The organism is Pseudomonadota bacterium, assembly GCA_026388215.1.
GTDB lineage: Bacteria > Desulfobacterota > Syntrophorhabdia > Syntrophorhabdales > Syntrophorhabdaceae > JAPLKF01.
Window position 1 is genome coordinate 1 of record JAPLKF010000169.1, and the last position, 17,406, is coordinate 17,406.

General features: G+C 46.3%; 15 protein-coding genes. 12 read left to right on the plus strand and 3 right to left on the minus strand.

From position 1 onward, the window contains the following. A partial coding sequence (locus NTU69_09610) for a DUF5615 family PIN-like protein (protein MCX5803766.1) occupies positions 1–329 on the plus strand: 329 nt, incomplete at its 5' end. Between the two features lie 291 nt (positions 330–620). Here the strand turns inward: NTU69_09610 and NTU69_09615 are convergent. Then, positions 621–776 carry a hypothetical protein gene (locus NTU69_09615; GenBank protein MCX5803767.1) on the minus strand — a complete coding sequence of 52 codons (156 nt, stop codon included), beginning with the start codon at positions 774–776 and terminating at the stop codon, positions 621–623. 180 nt (positions 777–956) lie between these two features. On the opposite strand from NTU69_09615, the gene ppsA reads away from it, so the two are divergent. The 3 genes from ppsA (at position 957) to NTU69_09630 (ending at position 5,002) form a co-directional block, all read left to right on the plus strand. Next, positions 957–3,431, plus strand: a complete 2,475-nt coding sequence (ppsA, locus tag NTU69_09620; protein ID MCX5803768.1) for a phosphoenolpyruvate synthase — start codon at positions 957–959, stop codon at positions 3,429–3,431. A 17-nt stretch (positions 3,432–3,448) separates the two neighbouring features. Then, positions 3,449–4,438 (plus strand): ketoacyl-ACP synthase III, encoded by a 990-nt coding sequence (locus NTU69_09625; GenBank protein ID MCX5803769.1) that lies wholly within the window; start codon positions 3,449–3,451, stop codon positions 4,436–4,438. A gap of 114 nt (positions 4,439–4,552) precedes the next feature. Further along, entirely contained in the window at positions 4,553–5,002 is a 450-nt protein-coding gene (locus tag NTU69_09630; GenBank protein MCX5803770.1) for a GNAT family N-acetyltransferase, read from the plus strand. A gap of 178 nt (positions 5,003–5,180) precedes the next feature. Here NTU69_09630 and NTU69_09635 read toward each other — a convergent pair whose 3' ends face one another. Beyond that, the gene (locus NTU69_09635; GenBank protein MCX5803771.1) at positions 5,181–7,160 is read right to left on the minus strand and encodes an aldehyde dehydrogenase; all 1,980 of its coding nucleotides are present in this window, start codon (positions 7,158–7,160) and stop codon (positions 5,181–5,183) included. A gap of 468 nt (positions 7,161–7,628) precedes the next feature. Here NTU69_09635 and NTU69_09640 point away from each other — a divergent pair, with 468 nt between their 5' ends. From NTU69_09640 to radA, 7 genes are all read left to right on the plus strand, one after another. Further along, positions 7,629–8,381: a 3-oxoacyl-ACP reductase FabG gene (locus tag NTU69_09640; GenBank protein ID MCX5803772.1), complete on the plus strand. Its 753-nt coding sequence runs from the start codon at positions 7,629–7,631 to the stop codon at positions 8,379–8,381. A gap of 50 nt (positions 8,382–8,431) precedes the next feature. Continuing rightward, entirely contained in the window at positions 8,432–9,541 is a 1,110-nt protein-coding gene (gene had / locus NTU69_09645; GenBank protein MCX5803773.1) for a 6-hydroxycyclohex-1-ene-1-carbonyl-CoA dehydrogenase, read from the plus strand. Positions 9,542–9,568: 27 nt separating this feature from the next. Beyond that, positions 9,569–10,717, plus strand: a complete 1,149-nt coding sequence (oah, locus tag NTU69_09650; protein ID MCX5803774.1) for a 6-oxocyclohex-1-ene-1-carbonyl-CoA hydratase — start codon at positions 9,569–9,571, stop codon at positions 10,715–10,717. 159 nt (positions 10,718–10,876) lie between these two features. Next, entirely contained in the window at positions 10,877–11,647 is a 771-nt protein-coding gene (locus NTU69_09655; GenBank protein ID MCX5803775.1) for an enoyl-CoA hydratase/isomerase family protein, read from the plus strand. A 106-nt stretch (positions 11,648–11,753) separates the two neighbouring features. Beyond that, positions 11,754–12,926 (plus strand): Xaa-Pro peptidase family protein, encoded by a 1,173-nt coding sequence (locus NTU69_09660; protein MCX5803776.1) that lies wholly within the window; start codon positions 11,754–11,756, stop codon positions 12,924–12,926. After that, a complete protein-coding gene (locus tag NTU69_09665; GenBank protein ID MCX5803777.1) occupies positions 12,923–13,717 on the plus strand; it encodes a sugar phosphate isomerase/epimerase in 795 nt (264 codons plus the stop codon). The genes NTU69_09660 and NTU69_09665 overlap by 4 nt, the downstream gene beginning before the upstream one ends. Beyond that, the gene (gene radA, locus NTU69_09670) at positions 13,718–15,037 is read left to right on the plus strand and encodes a DNA repair protein RadA (GenBank protein MCX5803778.1); all 1,320 of its coding nucleotides are present in this window, start codon (positions 13,718–13,720) and stop codon (positions 15,035–15,037) included. A gap of 112 nt (positions 15,038–15,149) precedes the next feature. Here radA and NTU69_09675 read toward each other — a convergent pair whose 3' ends face one another. Beyond that, positions 15,150–15,605, minus strand: coding sequence for a universal stress protein (locus tag NTU69_09675; GenBank protein MCX5803779.1), 456 nt, complete (start codon positions 15,603–15,605; stop codon positions 15,150–15,152). Between the two features lie 323 nt (positions 15,606–15,928). On the opposite strand from NTU69_09675, the gene NTU69_09680 reads away from it, so the two are divergent. Further along, positions 15,929–17,406, plus strand: a 1,478-nt coding sequence (locus NTU69_09680; GenBank protein MCX5803780.1) for a sigma-70 family RNA polymerase sigma factor, incomplete at its 3' end; no start/stop codon positions are given.

A 17,406-nucleotide genomic window follows, 5' to 3' on the forward strand; every position in this document is an offset into this window, starting at 1 on the left:
ACTTCAACAACGACATCGTACGCGGCCTCCTGCGCCGCAAGCCGGATTTGGACATCGTCCGTGTTCAGGATGCGGGGCTATCGGGAGCAGACGACTCAAGAGTTCTCGAATGGACCGCGCGAGAAGGGCGAATACTGCTCACGCACGATGTATCCACCATGACGCGCTATGCTTATGAGCGCATTCAGGCCGGTAAGTCCATGCCCGGCATCTTCGAGATCAGCCGCAATCTTCCGATCGGAAAAATAATCGAAGATATTCTGCTCCTAGCGGAGTACAGCCTTGAAAATGAATGGGATGGGCAGGTGCGATATCTGCCTTTACGCTGAGTAAGGCTGGTTCGCACCATCGGGCTGCCCAACCCTTATGGGGCTATGGAGAAAGCCGTGGCTCAAATTCAATTCAAAGGCAAACCGTTCGTGCAGAATCACCATTTGCTGGTGAAATATCACGAGCTTGTACCGGTCAAGAGCAAGAGTCTGACAAAAAGATGAGCCTGCACGACAACCTGATCATCCACGGTGACAAACATGCGAACTCCGGTTTTCACCGGAGTGACGACTTGTGACGATACCGTCATGCTCCCTGCTGCCTAAGTTCTGCCAGCAGTTGTTCGGACGTCAAAATCCTGAAAAGCGGATAGAGAATGTTTTTGCGGTAAATGTCCGGAGTTTGCTTGTGGATGCTTTCAGTGGGCACAGGTTTTTTTCATCGAGATCATCCTTGACCATGTCGATGATCAAGAGAGCGGGTCTGTCTGAAGAGAAGGCGTTCATCAGCCGGCCCCAGAACTCCGGATTCCCAATGCAGGCCTGGAGACTGAGAATTCCCTTTTCCTTGTAAGGCCTATTTTGTCAATTGACAATAGAGACTGATAATGGTACACGTATGCCTTCCTTATTTATTGAAATCAGTTGATTTCCTCGCTTACTTAACCTCAATGAAGGAGACGGGGGATGGCTGGGGACAAGAGCAAGCATTTTATTCTTTGGTTCAATGAGATCGGCATGGAGGACATTCCCATGGTCGGTGGGAAGAACGCCTCTTTAGGGGAGATGTATCAAAAGCTCCATCAACAAGGCATCAGTATTCCCAATGGCTTCGCCATCACCGCCTATGCCTACCGCTACTACTTGAAGTACGCGGGCATTGAAGATGAAATCAAAAAAATCCTCAAAGACCTGGATACGCACGACCTCAGCAACCTGATGAGAAAAGGGAGAGAGGTCAGGGACATCATCCGGCACGCCGAGTTCCCGCCGGATCTCACCCAGGCGATCTACCTGGGCTATGACAAATTGGCTGAGGAGTTTGGGCAAGGGGATCTGGATAATCTGGACGTGGCCATCCGGTCATCGGCTACAGCCGAGGACTTGCCTGATGCCTCCTTCGCAGGTCAGCAGGATACCTACCTGAATATCCGGGGAAGGATGAGCGTCCTGGATGCCTGCAAGAAATGTTTCGCAAGCCTTTTCACCAACCGGGCCATCTCCTATCGCCACGACAAAGGCTTCGGCCAGTTTGACGTCTCCCTTTCCATCGGGGTGCAGAAGATGGTGCGCAGCGACTCCGCCTATTCCGGCGTCATGTTCACCATTGATACGGAGACGGGATTCAAGGACGTGGTTTTCATCACGGCGGCTTATGGGTTAGGCGAAAATGTGGTTCAGGGAACCGTCAACCCGGATGAGTACTACGTCTTCAAGCCGACGTTGAAACAGGGAAAGCGGGCCATCATTGGTAGAAAAGTCGGAGACCGGGATATCAAGATGGTTTATTCCGTGGCAGATGATGCCACGACGAAAAACATCGCGGTCAGCCTCAGCGAAAGACGCCGGTATGTCCTCGAAGACGACGAGATCCTGAAACTCGCCGAGTGGGCGTGCATCATCGAAGATCATTACAGCAAAGAGGCCGGACACTTCATGCCCATGGACATCGAGTGGGCGAAGGACGGCGATGGGGTGTCGGAAGGGACAGGGAATCTCTTCATCGTGCAGGCCAGGCCTGAGACGATCCATTCCCAGAGGAACGCCAACACGTATGAAACCTATTCCCTTCTCCAGAAGGGGGAGATTCTGGCCACGGGTACGGCTGTGGGAAGCAAGGTGGGTCATGGAGTCGCCAAGGTCATCGAAACGTCCGCAGATATCGGGAAATTCAGGGAGGGGGAGGTCCTGGTCACCAGCATGACCGACCCTGACTGGGAACCGGTCATGAAGATTGCCGCAGCCATTGTGACCAACAAGGGCGGCCGGACGTGCCATGCGGCCATTGTTTCGCGTGAGCTGGGCATCCCCTGTGTGATCGGCACCGGCAATGCGGATGAGATCATCAAGCCGGGCCAGGAGATCACGGTTTCATGCTGTGAAGGAGAAACGGGTCTGGTTTACAACGGCCTGCTGAAGTTTAAGGTGGAGACCATCAATCTGGACGAAATGCCGAAGACCAGAACAAAAATCATGATGAATGTGGGAATCCCGGAGCAGGCCTTTTCGCAGGCCATGATCCCGAATGACGGAGTCGGTCTTACGAGAGAGGAGTTCATCATCAATTCCCACATTGGAATTCATCCCATGGCGCTCATCGCTTATGAAGAACTGAAGAAGAAGGCAAAGACGGATCAGCGGATTGCCGGCGTGGTTTACAAGATTGACGAGATTACAGCGGTCTACGAGGACAAAACCCAGTTTTTTGTTGATAAGCTCGCTGAAGGGGTTGCCAGAATCGCGGCCAGCTTTTACCCCAACGACGTCATCGTGCGGCTTTCCGATTTCAAAACGAACGAGTATGAGAACCTGCTGGGCGGGTTCCTTTACGAACCCACGGAAAACAACCCCATGATCGGCTGGAGAGGCGCATCGCGTTACTATGACGAGAAGTACAAGCCTGCTTTTGAGCTCGAGTGCCGCGCGCTCCGGAAGGCGAGAAGCGACATGGGCCTGACCAATATCAAGGTGATGGTTCCCTTTTGCAGAACCCCTGAGGAGGGGAAAAAGGTCGTCGCCTTGATGAAAAAATTCGGCCTTGTCCAGGGGCAAGAGGGCCTCGAAATTTATGTCATGTGCGAGATCCCGAGCAACGTCATCTGCGCCGACCAGTTTGCAGAAATTTTCGACGGCTTCTCCATCGGCTCAAATGACCTGACCCAACTGGCTCTTGGCCTTGACCGGGATTCTTCCCTGGTTGCCCATCTCTATGATGAAAGAAATGAAGCGGTGAAACGGCTTGTGGCCCAGGTGATCAAGGTGGCGAAGGGAAAAGGCCGAAAAATCGGGATTTGCGGGCAGGGCCCCAGCGACTTCCCGGAGTTTGCGGAGTTTCTCGTGGAATGCGGCATTGACTCCATCAGCCTGATTCCTGATACGGTGGTGAAGACAAGGCTTGCGATTGCCAAAAAAGAGAAACAGTTAGGAATTAAACCTCAGTAGAAAGACAAGACCTCCCTATGCCAGGAATACGAATTCTGGGGACAGGATCGTACGTCCCTCCCAGAGTGCTTACCAACTTCGATCTCCAGAAAATGGGGCTCGACACGACAGACGAGTGGATCACCCAGCGCACCGGAGTCCGCGAAAGGCGCATCGCAGATCCGGATGTGGCCACCTCGGACCTTTCTCTTGAAGCGTCCCGCAAAGCGCTTGAGATGGCGGGACTGACGGCCAAGGACCTGGATCTCATCCTTATCGCGACCATCACTCCCGATACCTGCTGCCCGTCCGCCGCCAACTGGCTTCAGGCGAAACTGGATGCTCCTCAGGCCGTGACCTTTGATGTGACGGCGGCCTGCTCCGGATTTATCTTCGGCCTCAATGTGGCGACTCAGTATCTCCTCACCGGGTTCTCAAAGACCGTGCTCATCGTTGGTGCGGAAGTCATGACCCGGACGCTCAACTGGAAAGACAGGACCACCTGCATTTTGTGGGGGGATGGTGCCGGAGCGGCCATCCTGACCAAGGACAGCGGGGGACATCAGCTTCTTTCAACCCACATCCACACGGACGGGAAAAACGGACAGGATCTTCTGATGCCCGGAGGCGGCTCGCGGACCACGCCGATTTCGCATGAAAGCGTGGATAAAGGACTTCACACTCTGAACATGATTGAGGCGAACGCAAGCTTCAGGGTGGCGGTGCGGCACTTTGTCGAGTCCATCAAGGAGGCGGCTGACCACAACAAGGTCTCCATCAAGGACATCGCGTGGTTTATTCCGCATCAGGCCAATTTGAGAATGTTTCAGTCCATGGCCAAGACACTGAAGCTCCCGATGGAGAAGTTTTATGTGACCCTCCACAAATACGGAAACATCTCCTCCGCATCGTGTGCGATCGCTTTTGACGAGGCGGTGAGGGATAGAAGCGTCCAAGAGGGCGACCTGGTATGCCTCCCTGTTTTTGGAGTGGGCCTGACCTGGGGAAGCGCTCTGGTAAAGTGGTAAATCCGTGCTTTTCTGACAGGCGTCGAGTTTAGGGGACTACGCAGAGGTGGTGCAGGCAGACCGTTATCAACGTGAATCCGGAGGGGATTCATCCGGGTCAAAAGGAGGGGCCATATGATTGCTAAGTCAAAAACGCCTATTGTCAGAAAGATGAACCAGAAAGACCTGGACGATGTTGTTGCGATCGACACCAAGGTCCTGGGCAAATCAAGATGGGATTACTGGCTCATGAAAATGACACTTGCTGAACAACGTTTGCCCAGTGCTTCTCTGGTGGCGGAAGCGGACGGAAAAGTGGTCGGCTTCATTCTGGGAGACGCTAGCGGATATGAATACAGTGTGCCGGAGAACATCGGATGGATTGATACCATCGGTGTGGATCCCGCCTATCAGGGGCAGGGGATCGCCCAGATGCTGATGAAGGAAATGATTGCCAACCTCAAAAAAGTCGGAGTCGATACGGTTTACACCATGGTCAACTGGCCGGACTGGGATCTTCTCAAGTTCTTTCACGCCTTCGGGTTCCAGAAAGGCCCCCTGATCAACCTCGAACTCAAAGTGTAAATTCTCCTCTTTCATTCCGAAAGCTGGCGCGAATGAACTACCCCGCTGCAAGCAGCGGGGTAGTGAACGTCATTCCGTGCTTGACACGGAATCCAGTCCTTTTCTCTGGATTCCGGCGCCTGCCCCGGACCTGATCCGGGGTCCGCCGGAATGACAGAAAAGGTCTATTTTTCATTCTTTACAAGGCCGTCCCTTTTGACTTCTTTCCCTCGTCCGTCAAGATCCCCCTCTGTACGAAGTCTTCGCTCACGTAATTCAAGCCGATCTTGTTCAACGTCTCTCTGGTAGGAATACCTTCGTGATTCCACCCCTTGAATTCATAATACGCGTCAAGCACCTTGGTTTCCATCACAGGGTCTCGTATCTCCCAATGGTCTTCAGGAGGCTTCTCATCCTTTCTCCTCAAGCCTCTCCTTACATTGAGGGCTCTCACCAGATTACGGTTCCTTGTCCCTATTTCCCAAAGGGCGTCTGAGTCAAGATCCATCCCGGCCGCGAGTGAGATGAATTCTGGTAAATTGTAAATGTGATACGGAGTCCTGCCCCCGAATTGGCCTCTAAAGGACGACAAAAAGGCGCAGATCCCAATGGCGTCATCAATGTAATGCAGGGTCTCATTCCAATCAGCAATGTTGACAGACGCTTCAATAGACGGATGTTGACGCGGCTCCCATTCCAAAAACCATTTCTTAAACCGCTCAGGAGCTGCGTCCCAATTCTTTACGAACTTTTCTCTCTCTTCCTTGTCCGCAATGGGGGACTGGGGGTAGGACCCTTCCATTTGGGTGATCGTCATCTTCTCACCGGTGGCGTACATAAGAAAATAAGGGTAATTGATCATTTTCAGCTTGAGAGGCAGCTGCTCAAATTTCTTAATGGTATTATGATCAAATTTCTCTGCGCCTTTTCCAATCTGACGGGCCGCCCAATAAACGCCATTGGCTAAAACATCTCCAATCCCTTCCCGCCGAACGATTCTGTCAAGCAACCAGTAAAATCTCCCCTCGTTATCGGACGGCATTCCTGCCATGTCCTGGTCAGTCAAAATGCCAGCTTCATAAAGCTCAAGGGCGAAGGCCATAACTTGCGGGGTTGAGAATCCGTCCACTCCATACTCCGTAGCACGTTGAGCGATTCTAAAACCAAAATCCAGGTCTGAAAAGGCCGCCATTGTATAAGTAAGTTTCGAGAAGCATTTCATCATGTAGGTTGAAATTCCTGGGACGGAAATTAATGCCCCGCATTTCATCGGACAGTTATAGCAACTTATTAACCGCGTCCGCACACTTTTTTGAGTCTCCTTCCACTTCTCTTCGATTTCCTTGTTCCAAAAATCTCTTCTCCGTTCGCGGGCATTCCCCCACATGAAATTCTGGGTGTGCCACTCCTCATCAAAGAGTGCCATCTCTGCCGGTGACCCAAGCCCGGCTAAAATGGGCATTACCCCCGGGACTGGCTTTTCTGACCGGACTTGTATATATTTCATCACTTCGTTACAAAGCTCCATAAATTCAGCCGGTCGGGCAATATTGACGTCCTTTGTTCCACGAACAGCTATCGCCTTTATCCCTTTGTCTCCCATAACGGCGCCTACTCCGCTTCGGCTGGCACTGGACCTGCCCTGCTCGATGGAAGCCATATAGACCCTGTTTTCACCGGCCAGGCCGATAGCAGCCACCTGGGCTTTCGGCTCCTTCAACTCCTGTCGAATAAGTTCTGCAGTTTCAACAGCGCCTTTACCCTGCAAATGAGAGGCATCACGTATTTCTACTTTGTCATTGTTTATCCACAAATAAACCAGATTGGGAGACTTGCCGCGAATGATCACCTTGTCATAACCGGCATACTTCAATTCTGGTGCCCAAAATCCCCCCATCATTGAATATGCCATTAACAAAGTCTGAGGAGAAAAGGTAGAAACAATGGTACGATTACAACCGGGAGCAGGTGTGCCAACTAAAAGACCGGTGCCGAATATCAGTAGATTATCAGGAGAAAAGGGTTCAGTTTCAGGGGGAACCCTATCCCATAATATCTTGGCGTTAGTACCTAAACCCCCAAGATGAAGTTCGGTTAATCTTGGGTCAGTTTCAACCCTCTCAATGTTTCCCCGTGATAGATCAATTTCTAAATTAAATCCTGTCTCTCCGTACCTCATTTTTTATCACCTCTATGTATCAGGTTGTTCATATTTTTTGCACCCTTAATTGTGCTTAAATTAGCAAATTGAAAAAAGCGTGTCAAGACAAAAAATGAAATGATTCACAAGCCTCACAATCCAATTCGTGTCTTTTTAGGGTAATTCTATTCACATGTTCACAAAGAGTTTAGTTATATATTATAACTACGTTTTAATTATAGTGGCAGTTAAAAAGATTGTCAAGTGAAAAATTACACAAACTTAAAAAAAATTACTTTGATAGATTTTTGCAATAGAAGCTGTAATACAGATAAATGTGGAAAGCTATAAAAAATGTTTGAGATAGAAAACAATATTGAAAAAAGATTGAAAGACTTAATTTACTCCTGATATATTTTACCTTTTGTCTTGACATAAATTTTGATTACAATATAATATATTAAACTTATAAAAATTTTCACAAATTAAATATAAGGAGAGGTTTTTATGAAATTAGAGGGAAAGAATGCTGTAGTCACTGGTGGCGGAAGGGGTGTAGGAAGGGCTATCAGTATAGATTTTGCAAAAGAGGGTGCGAATGTTGTAGTGAACTATGCCTCTAATAATAAAGCGGCGGATGAGGTGGTTGGAATAATTAAATCTATGGGTAAGAAAGCGGTTGCAGTTCAGGGTGATGTTGCGAAAAAGGAAGATGCACAGAAGATTATTGACACATGTGTCGAAAACTTTGGCTCAATCCATATACTTGTGAACAATGCAGGTATTTCAAAACCCTCTATGATGCATAAGATGTCTGTAGAGACATGGGATGAGGTGGTCAATGTCCAGATGAGGGGACCGTTTCTATGCATACAGGCGGCATCAAAGTATTTCATGCAGCAAAATTATGGCAGGATTGTGAATGTTACTTCAGTCGCAGGTATTGTCGGAACTGTTGGTCAGATTAATTATGCTGCAGCAAAGGGTGGGGTTGTTACCCTTACAAAATCTGCTGCGCGGGAGCTCGCAAAATACAATGTTACCTGCAATGTAATTTCCTTGGGTATTGTGACAACTGATATGACCCATACACTTCAAACTGATGAGAAGCTAAAAGAGATCTATGTGAGGAGAATCCTTCTGAACAGATATGCTGAGCCCGAAGATGTATCTCCAGCCTTCGTATTTTTGGCTTCAGATGATGCAAGATATATCACAGGACAACTCCTGTGTGTAGATGGTGGCTATGGAATGACGTAACAGTTGAAGGGGGTGATAATTAGTACTTTAAATATATAAGGAGGTGTTTGATGGCTGATGTACCAAATACAATAAAGACGTGGCAGATGGTTCAACCAACAGTGGTAAACAGGGAAACAAAAGAAGTAACCCCTGGAAAACTTGCAATGGCCGAAATACCAGTACCGGAACTGAAAGAGGGCGAGGTCCTGGTAGAGATCGCTGGCTGTGGCGTATGCCACACAGACCTCGGTTATTTCTTTGATGGTGTTCCAACGGTGAGTAAACCGCCTTTGGCCCTTGGCCATGAAATCAGCGGTGTAGTAATTGCAGGCGATCCAGCGTGGGTTGGAAAGGAAGTCATTATTCCGGCAGTTATGCCATGCAGAAAATGTATCCTCTGCAAAACAGGAAGAGGGAACAGGTGCCTTGCACAGAAGATGCCCGGCAACTCTATTGGCGTATATGGTGGCTTTTCAAGCCACATACCGGTACCCTCTGTTGACCTTTGTCTGGTGCGAGACAGAAAAGGGTATGCCCTTGAACAGCTTGCGGTTATAGCGGATGCAGTAACAACGCCGTATCAGGCTTCAAAGAGGGCAGATCTACAGCCAGGTGACAATGTGATTGTTATCGGGGCGACAGGTGGGGTTGGTGTTTATATGGCACAAACCGTTAAGGCCCTTGGTGCAAAGACGGTGATTGGGATAGCGAGGAACCCTGAAAAACTAAAAAGGGCATTAGACTATGGTTGTGATCATGTTATCAGTACAGTTGATAAGACGAATAAGGATGTGGTCGGTGAGTTCAGGAATATCTGTAAATCTGGTGGGCTTCCAAACACAGGATGGAAGATTTTTGAGGTTACGGGAACAAAGGCCGGGCAGGATCTCAGTCTTGACCTATTGTCATTTGTCGGCAAACTGATTCTTGTCGGTTTTGGAATGGCAAAGAGTGAGTATATGATGTCAAAACTTATGGCCTTTGATGCAGAGATCATAGGAACATGGGGTTGTTTGCCAGAATACTACCCGATCGTTCTGGATATGGTGCTGAGTAAGAAGATCGTCATAGACCCCTTTGTTGAGGTGAGGCCTATGAGCACAATAGCCGCGACCTTTGAAGAGATACATAAGGCCGGATCCCCTGCAAAAAGGGTTGTTTTAAAGCCAGATTTTTGAAAATTAAAAATTTAAGAGGAGGATTTTATGGGATTAGAATGGATGCCAAAAGAAGGCGGATTAAAGGACCATAGCAGACATGGTACACAGTGGTGGGGCACAGAAGCTCCCTGTACCGTATACGAGAAAAGACCCCTGAAAGACCCTAAGGGAAACGTGATCCCGGGGCTTTACACGGCTTGGATCAGGCTGAACAACCCTGCACAGTACAACTCCTACACCACAGAAATGGTGAAGGGTGTTATCGCCGGTTTTGAGAATTCATCTACGGACCGCTCGGTTGTAGCAACAGTATTCACCGGAACAGGCCCCAATGCCTTCTGTACGGGCGGAAACACGAAAGAGTATTCAGAGTATTACAGCTTTCGTCCGGAAGAATATGGCGCATACATGGAACTCTTCAACAACATGGTTGACAGTATCCTCATGTGCAAGAAGCCCGTTATTTGCCGGGTAAATGGTATGAGGGTAGCCGGCGGCCAGGAAATCGGCCTTGCCTGCGACCTCGCTATTTCATCTGACCTTGCCATTTACGGTCAGGCAGGCCCCCGTCATGGTTCAGCCCCTGTAGGCGGATCATCGGACTTCCTGCCCTGGTTCCTCACCGCCGAGGATGCCATGTGGAACTGCGTGAGCTGTGAAATGTGGTCCGCATACAAGATGAAGGCCAAAAATCTCATCTCCAAGGCTATACCGGTACTTAAGGACGACAAGGGTAACTGGGTAAGGAATCCCCAGGTCATTACCGACAAGTATGTTGACAATGGCGAGATCGTGTACGGTGAATATAAGACAGGCCAGGAAGCAAAAGATGCCAGGGCATGGGTAAACGAAAAACTGAAAAATAACGCCTATGACTTCTCCCTCCTCGACGCAGAGGTTGACAGGGTCGTATGGATCTTCGCGAACCTTTTCCCCGGATGCTTGATGAAGTCCATTGATGGTATCAGGCAGAAGAAGAAATCCTTCTGGGATCAGATGAAGAACGATCACAGATACTGGCTGGCAGTAAACATGATGGGCGAGGCCTTCGCTGGTTTTGGCGCATTCAACTGTAAGAGAATCACCGGCAAGGATACCATCGATTTTATCAAGAACCGTCAGCTCATCGCAGAGGGGACACTGAACGACGCGGCATACTTCGAAGCGATCCTCGGGCAACCGCTGCCGAAGTAAGCATAGCAGAAACCTTAGGGGGGTTTATCCCCCCTTTTTTATTAAATGCAGCATTGAGCTATCAGCGTACAGCCTTCAGCTTAAGAAACTGAAAGACAGAAATTCTTTGCTGACTGCTGAAAGCTAATAGCTGATAGCTTTTAAGAAAGGAGAGTTATCATGGGTTTTAATTTAATTGTTTATGAGAAAAAGGATAAGGTAGCAAGGATTACGCTCAATGTTCCACCGTCAAACTGGCTTACCATAGTCATGATGAGAGAGATCAATGAGGTGCTCGTTGAGGTAAAAAAGGATCCGTCTGTACAGCTTTTGGTCTTCGACCATGCAGGAGAAAAGGCATTTTGCGACGGTGTTGACGTGGCAGACCACACAGCAGACAAAGTCAACGAAATGATAGAGGTTTTCCACAGGATGTTCCGGCTTATGGCGGAAATGGACGTGACCACAGTGGCGGTGGTGAACGGTAGATCTCTTGGTGGTGGATGCGAGCTTATGAGTTTCTGTGATATCGTGATTGCATCGGAAAGGTCGAGAATAGGCCAGCCTGAGATCGCTGTGGGTGTATTCCCTCCAGTGGCTGCTGCCTGGTTCCCGAAGATAATCGGGCTCAAGAAAACTTACGAACTGCTCCTTACCGGAAAAATAATAAGCGCTAAGGAAGCAGAAGCAATCGGACTCGTCAACGTTGTTCTCCCTGTTGAGAATTTTAAAGAAGGCGTGGACAAATTTCTTGCCGATTTTTTGAATAAGAGCAGGCCTGTTGCTATGTGGGCAAGAAGGGCCATCAAGGCAGGACTCAACGTTGACTTCCTTGAAGCCCTCAAGACCTCTGAGATGATTTACCTCCATGGCTTAATGGCAACAGAAGATGCAAAGGAAGGCATCGCAGCCTTTACGGAGAAGAGAAAGGCTGTCTGGAAGGATAAATAAACCATTTTAGATTGCCGATTTCCGATTTAAACCGTTTGAGTTGTAAGCTGATTGCTGAAAGCTAAGAGCTTAAAGCCAATTGTAACAAAGGATTATTTTAAGAGTTATGTTATATACGCCGAAGGAAGAGATTGAGGGCAGGATTGCCCGGCTAAAGACTTTAATGGAAAAGGCCTCCCTTGACGGGGCCTTTTTTCTTTACAAGGTTGACTACTATTACTTCACAGGGACCATGCAGGATGCGTTCCTTTTTGTACCCCTTAAGGGTAAGCCCATATTATTTGTGAGAAGGGAGATAAACAGGGCAAGGAAGGAATCGCCCCTCGATGAAGTGATTCCGGTGAAGGCGTTTAATGACATAAAGCCCTATATAAAGGGGATAAAAAGGTGTGGGTTTGAGCTGGATGTGGTCCCCTATAATCTGATGATGAAGTTTATGGGCATCCTGGGCAATATTGAGTTTGTTGATATAAGCCCGATTATTAAATGCTTAAGAAAGACAAAAACGCCTTTTGAAATTTTCTTGATGGAGAAGGCAGCATCTATTGCGAAGAAGGTTTATAAGAAAATACCGGATGTGCTGAAAGAAGGCATGACGGAGATAGAGCTTGGAGGGCTTCTTGAATCGTTTGCAAAACCCCTGGGTCACGAAGGTATTTTAAGGGTCAGGTCTTTGAACTATGAGGCGTACTCCTGGCATATTTTGAGTGGAGAGACCGGCAGCATAGTGAGCCAGTCTGATTCCCCTATGGGCGGGCTTGGTTTATCCCCGGCATTTCCTGTAGGGGCAAGCATGAAAAAGATAAGGAAGGGAGAGCCCATACTGATAGACTATGGTGTGTGTTATCATGGCTATCAGGCGGATCAGACAAGGATGTTTGCCATTGGACATATGCCGGATATATTTGTGAAGGCCTATGAGGTTTGCAGGGATGTGCATTATAAGGTACTTGATAAAGCCCTCACAGGTATGACATGCAGCGCCCTTTTTGAGTATTCTAAGGAACTTGCAAAAAAGGCGGGTTTTAAAGATGCCTACCTCGGTTATGGACCATACCAGGTGAAGTTTTTAGCCCATGGAATAGGGCTTGAACTGAATGAAATACCCTTTATAGCCACTGGCATGGATTACCCAATTGAAGAGGGTATGGTTTTTGCAATTGAGCCGAAGATGGTTTTTCCCAAGATAGGTGCCAGCGGTATAGAGAATACAGTGGTCATAGAGAAAGGGAAATGGAGAGTACTTACAGATATCGATGAAGAAATCGTTATCCTATGAAAATCCTCTTTTCTACAGGTTCTCTGTTTTATTTGCCTATCAAAGATATCTTTTCCATAGCAAAAGAAGCAGGTTTTGAAGGTTGTGATTTACTGATCGATCAGAACTTTAATGATGACCGTTATATAGATACAGTAATAGAATGTCTTGATGTACTGCCTGTTTATTCTATCCATGCGCCATTTTTAAAAATAAAGTCATGGGGTAATAATTTATATGCCCTTATGCGGGCGATAGATGTTGCGAAAAGGCTTAAGGTGCAGGTGGTCAATTTTCATCCCCCTTCATGGTATAATATGGAGATAAACTTTTTCAAATGGTTCAAGAAGGTCAAGGACTTTCAAAAGGAATTGGAATGTGAACAAAGCCTCTTTCTTACAATAGAGAATATGCCCCTTATAGGCAAAACACTGATGCTTGCCCCCTATGTTCTGAATAATTTTGAGGACTTAATAGCCTTTGGTATGGAGAGGAATCTATATTTTACCTTTGATACCACACACCTTGGGACCTTCGAGAGCGACCTTGTAGCTGCATTTCTTAAGTTTTTAAAAACAGAAAGGCTGAAGAATGTCCATGTGAGTGACTATGCTCAATTCAAGAGCCACCTTTTTATAGGGAGAGGGGAATTGCCGATTGTGAAACTCTTGAATACAATGAGAAGATTGGGTTATGATGAAATGGTTACCCTTGAGGTGGGTCCCCATGAGTTACCAAGAACGAGGGAGTGGTTGGTCAGGATACTGAGCTATGAATTATCTTTCTTAAAATTACAACTGGGGAAGGCATAGATGGCTAAAAAGACGGTATTTGTATGTGAAGTTTGCGGTTATGAAACATATAAATGGATGGGGAAATGTCCGGCATGCAAGGGTTGGGATACAATAAGGGAATTCAAACTGGATAAAGGTGAAACCCGCACCCAGGGAAAACCTGTAATGATAACGGATGAAGAGCTTGCCGAGGAGAGGATTGTGCTGGGTATTGAGGAGATGGACAGGGTTCTGGGGGGTGGGTTGACCTCAGGGTCTTCAATACTCCTTGGTGGAGACCCTGGTATCGGCAAGACAACACTCTGTTTTGAAATTGTTTCAAGGATGGTTGAACTTGGTTTTGAGGCGCTCTATGTATCGGGTGAAGAATCCCTGAGGCAGCTCTCTTCCAAAAAGAAAAGGTTAATGTTAAAAGGTCAGTTCCCGATACTTGCCACAAATCACCTTGATGATATCCTTCAAGCCGTCATGGAAAAGTCGTATAAACTGGTAGTAGTAGATTCAATCCAGTCTACTTACAATTCAAAACTGCCAATGCTCCCGGGGAGTATGAGCCAGATAAAGGATGTCTCTTCGAGATTGATAAGGGAAATGAAGAATGTGGAAACGACCCATATCTTTATATGCCATGTCACGAAAGAAGGTGCAATTGCAGGACCCAAAATACTTGAGCATATGGTGGATACAGTACTCTATTTTGAAGGCGATAAGATGCTGCCATACAGGATGCTCAGGGCTATAAAAAACAGATTCGGGCCTGTGGATGAGGTAGGAATATTTCAGATGAAAAGAGAGGGGCTTATCAGCGTGGAAAACCCCTCACAATTCTTTGTTTCTGAGAGGGGGGATATTGGTTCAGGTAGCACGTTATTTCCTTACATTACAGGTTCAAGGCCTATAGTGCTGGAGGTCCAGGCCATCACACCAAAGACAAGCTTTTCAATCCCCAAGAGGTTGTCCCTTGGTTATGACATGAACAGGCTATTTATCCTGATAGCTGTTCTTGAAAAGGTATTGGGCAAGCCGTTTTATGATAGGGACGTATACGTAAACGTAACAGGCGGTATGAGGGTAAACGAAACTGCTGTAGACCTTTCTGTTGCTGCCTCTATACTTTCATGCTACAGAGATATAAATATCGGTAAAGATACAGCGTTATTCGGTGAGGTAGGATTAACCGGTGAGATAAGGAGGGTCGTGAATATGGATATGAGGGTAAAGGAATGTGAAAGGCTGGGTATAAAAAGGGTATTCTGTCCAAGGGGTACAGAAGGGGCTAAGGGCATAGAAATCATTCCTTTGAAAAATGTAAAGGAATTGTACGAACACATCGTATGAATTCAGGATTCAGGAGTCAGAATTCAGAATAGAACCTGAAAAACTATATGCTTTTCTTTTATATTTTTAACTTCTGGATTCTGAATGCTGTCAGCTGAATTCTGAGTTTTAATTACGGCATTGAAAATTTTCTTCCCCTTGGCCTTATCGTGAGGACAGGACAGGGGGATTTTCTTACAACCTTTTCAGCAACACTTCCTATAAGGATATGTTCAATACCGCTCCTGCCGTGTGTTCCCATCACCACAAGGTCAATGTCTTCCTCTTTTATATAATCTATTATCTCGACGAACGTAACACCTGTTTTGACAATCTTCTTTAGAGGCATATCTATATCTTTTGTTACCTTTTCAAAATCCTTTTCTACCTCTTTTTCTATGTTTTTCTCAATTGCTACAAGATTTTCAGGGGTAAGAAAGGATTCATAGGGGGTGAAATAGTTTAAGTTTGGTATTATGTGTATTAAATGAAGTTCAGCATTAAATTTCTTTGTGATATTTACTGCATATTTGAGGATTTCGTCTGTAAACTCTGAAAAGTCAATGGGGCACACTATTTTTTTAAACATAGTCTTACCTCCCTTTGGTAATATTGGTTTTTATATATGTTATTTTTTATTTAGTCAAATATTTTTTATTTGTTTTAGAAAATCGGGTCGAAAAGTCAATTTTTTGGAGGTTTTTCTTCAAAATGATGGGAAAATAGTGGAAAACATTAAAAACCTGCTTGACAAAAATATCAAGGAATTGCTATATTTAAATTATAGATATAAATTATAGATAGTTGAAAAGAAGGAAAAAAGGGAACATCGATAAATATAAGTAAAAATAGTTAAATAAGGTGCCCTTCTATCAATGGATAGGGGCATTTTTTTGCGTTTTGGAGCAAGGAATGGCTATTGTAAATAACATTGAAATAAAGCATCTTATAGATATCGGTCTGGAAAAAGGCTACCTCACGCCTGATGAGATAAACGATTTCCTTCCCCAGAACATATTTTCCCCAGAGGAGATAGAGGATTTCTTTGATTTTCTTTCAGAGTCCAACATCGATATAGTTGAGACCATGAAGGAAAAGATTGAAACAGCTGAAGAGGAACCCCATGAATGGGGAGAGATAGAGAAGTTCCCATCAGAACGGACAGATAACATAATATGGGCATATTTAAAAGACATCGGCAGGGTATCTCTTTTAACATCAGAAGAGGAATATCTGATTGCTAAGAGGATAGAAGAAGGCGAGAGGAAGATAAGAAATTTATTATTCTACCTGCCCCAGGCCGTTCGTGAACTTCAGGAAATGGCAATGCAGTTGAAGAAGGATAACATCAACATTATTGATGTGATTAAGAACATTGATGAAATGAACTACACAAAAAAGGATGAGGAGAAATACAAAAAGAGGGCAATTTCCTTCATAAATAATGTGAAAAATATTTTTGAGAAAAGACAGGCGATACAGAAGAAACTGGCTGCTGCAGGGAGAAAAGGGAACAAACAGTATGAAAAAAAGCTGAAAAATATTGAACAAAAGATGGAAGAAACACTGATTGACCTCAAGCTGAACAAGAAAATCCTGGAAGAGATAATAAGAAAGATAGGGAAACAGTTACGTTTTCTTGACGAGAAGGAGATAAAAAGGGTTAAGAGAAGATTGATGGAAATAGGCGCGATAGAGAACGGGCTGAAGGTAGTGAAGAATAGGCTTATCCAGGCAAACCTGAGGCTTGTTATTAATATCGCAAAGAAATACCTCAACAGGGGCCTCTCCTTCCTTGACCTTATTCAGGAAGGGAACATGGGGCTCATTAAGGCGGCGGAGAAGTATGATTACCAGAAGGGGTATAAGTTTTCAACCTACTCAACTTGGTGGATCAGACAGGCAATCACAAGGGCAATTGCGGATTACGCAAGGACAATCAGGGTGCCTGTTCATGTACTCGAAACCATGAATAAGATTACGAAGGTCACTATATCCCTGCTCCAGGATCTGGGCAGGGAGCCTAACCTCGAAGAGATATCATTGAAGGCCGGGCTCCCCCTTGAGAAGGTAAGAAAGATTATGAAGGTATCAAACCAACCCATATCCATAGAAACCCCAATCGGTGATGATGAGTCGAAGCTTGGTGACTTTATCCCAGACCCCAAGTCTCCTTCACCCTTTGTGGAACTTGCGGGTATTTCGCTGAAAGAAGAGATAGATAAGGTTTTATCAACCCTCACCCCGAGGGAGGAAAAGGTCGTCAGGATGAGGCTCGGCATAGGGGAGAAGACGGATTACACCTTAGAGGAGGTCGGGGAGGTATTCGGCTTAACCCGTGAGCGCATCAGGCAGATAGAGGCAAAGGCCTTAAGAAAACTGAAACACCC

What these genes read in the sequence shown, in the direction of transcription:
- ppsA (MCX5803768.1), top strand. Translation starts at nt 957, where the DNA reads ATGGCTGGGGACAAGAGCAAGCATTTTATTCTTTGGTTCAATGAGATC.
- NTU69_09615 (MCX5803767.1), bottom strand. Translation starts at nt 776, where the DNA reads ATGAACGCCTTCTCTTCAGACAGACCCGCTCTCTTGATCATCGACATG.
- NTU69_09665 (MCX5803777.1), top strand. Translation starts at nt 12,923, where the DNA reads ATGAAAATCCTCTTTTCTACAGGTTCTCTGTTTTATTTGCCTATCAAA.
- NTU69_09660 (MCX5803776.1), top strand. Translation starts at nt 11,754, where the DNA reads ATGTTATATACGCCGAAGGAAGAGATTGAGGGCAGGATTGCCCGGCTA.
- NTU69_09675 (MCX5803779.1), bottom strand. Translation starts at nt 15,605, where the DNA reads ATGTTTAAAAAAATAGTGTGCCCCATTGACTTTTCAGAGTTTACAGAC.
- had (MCX5803773.1), top strand. Translation starts at nt 8,432, where the DNA reads ATGGCTGATGTACCAAATACAATAAAGACGTGGCAGATGGTTCAACCA.
- oah (MCX5803774.1), top strand. Translation starts at nt 9,569, where the DNA reads ATGGGATTAGAATGGATGCCAAAAGAAGGCGGATTAAAGGACCATAGC.
- NTU69_09655 (MCX5803775.1), top strand. Translation starts at nt 10,877, where the DNA reads ATGGGTTTTAATTTAATTGTTTATGAGAAAAAGGATAAGGTAGCAAGG.
- NTU69_09640 (MCX5803772.1), top strand. Translation starts at nt 7,629, where the DNA reads ATGAAATTAGAGGGAAAGAATGCTGTAGTCACTGGTGGCGGAAGGGGT.
- NTU69_09630 (MCX5803770.1), top strand. Translation starts at nt 4,553, where the DNA reads ATGATTGCTAAGTCAAAAACGCCTATTGTCAGAAAGATGAACCAGAAA.
- NTU69_09625 (MCX5803769.1), top strand. Translation starts at nt 3,449, where the DNA reads ATGCCAGGAATACGAATTCTGGGGACAGGATCGTACGTCCCTCCCAGA.
- NTU69_09635 (MCX5803771.1), bottom strand. Translation starts at nt 7,160, where the DNA reads ATGAGGTACGGAGAGACAGGATTTAATTTAGAAATTGATCTATCACGG.
- radA (MCX5803778.1), top strand. Translation starts at nt 13,718, where the DNA reads ATGGCTAAAAAGACGGTATTTGTATGTGAAGTTTGCGGTTATGAAACA.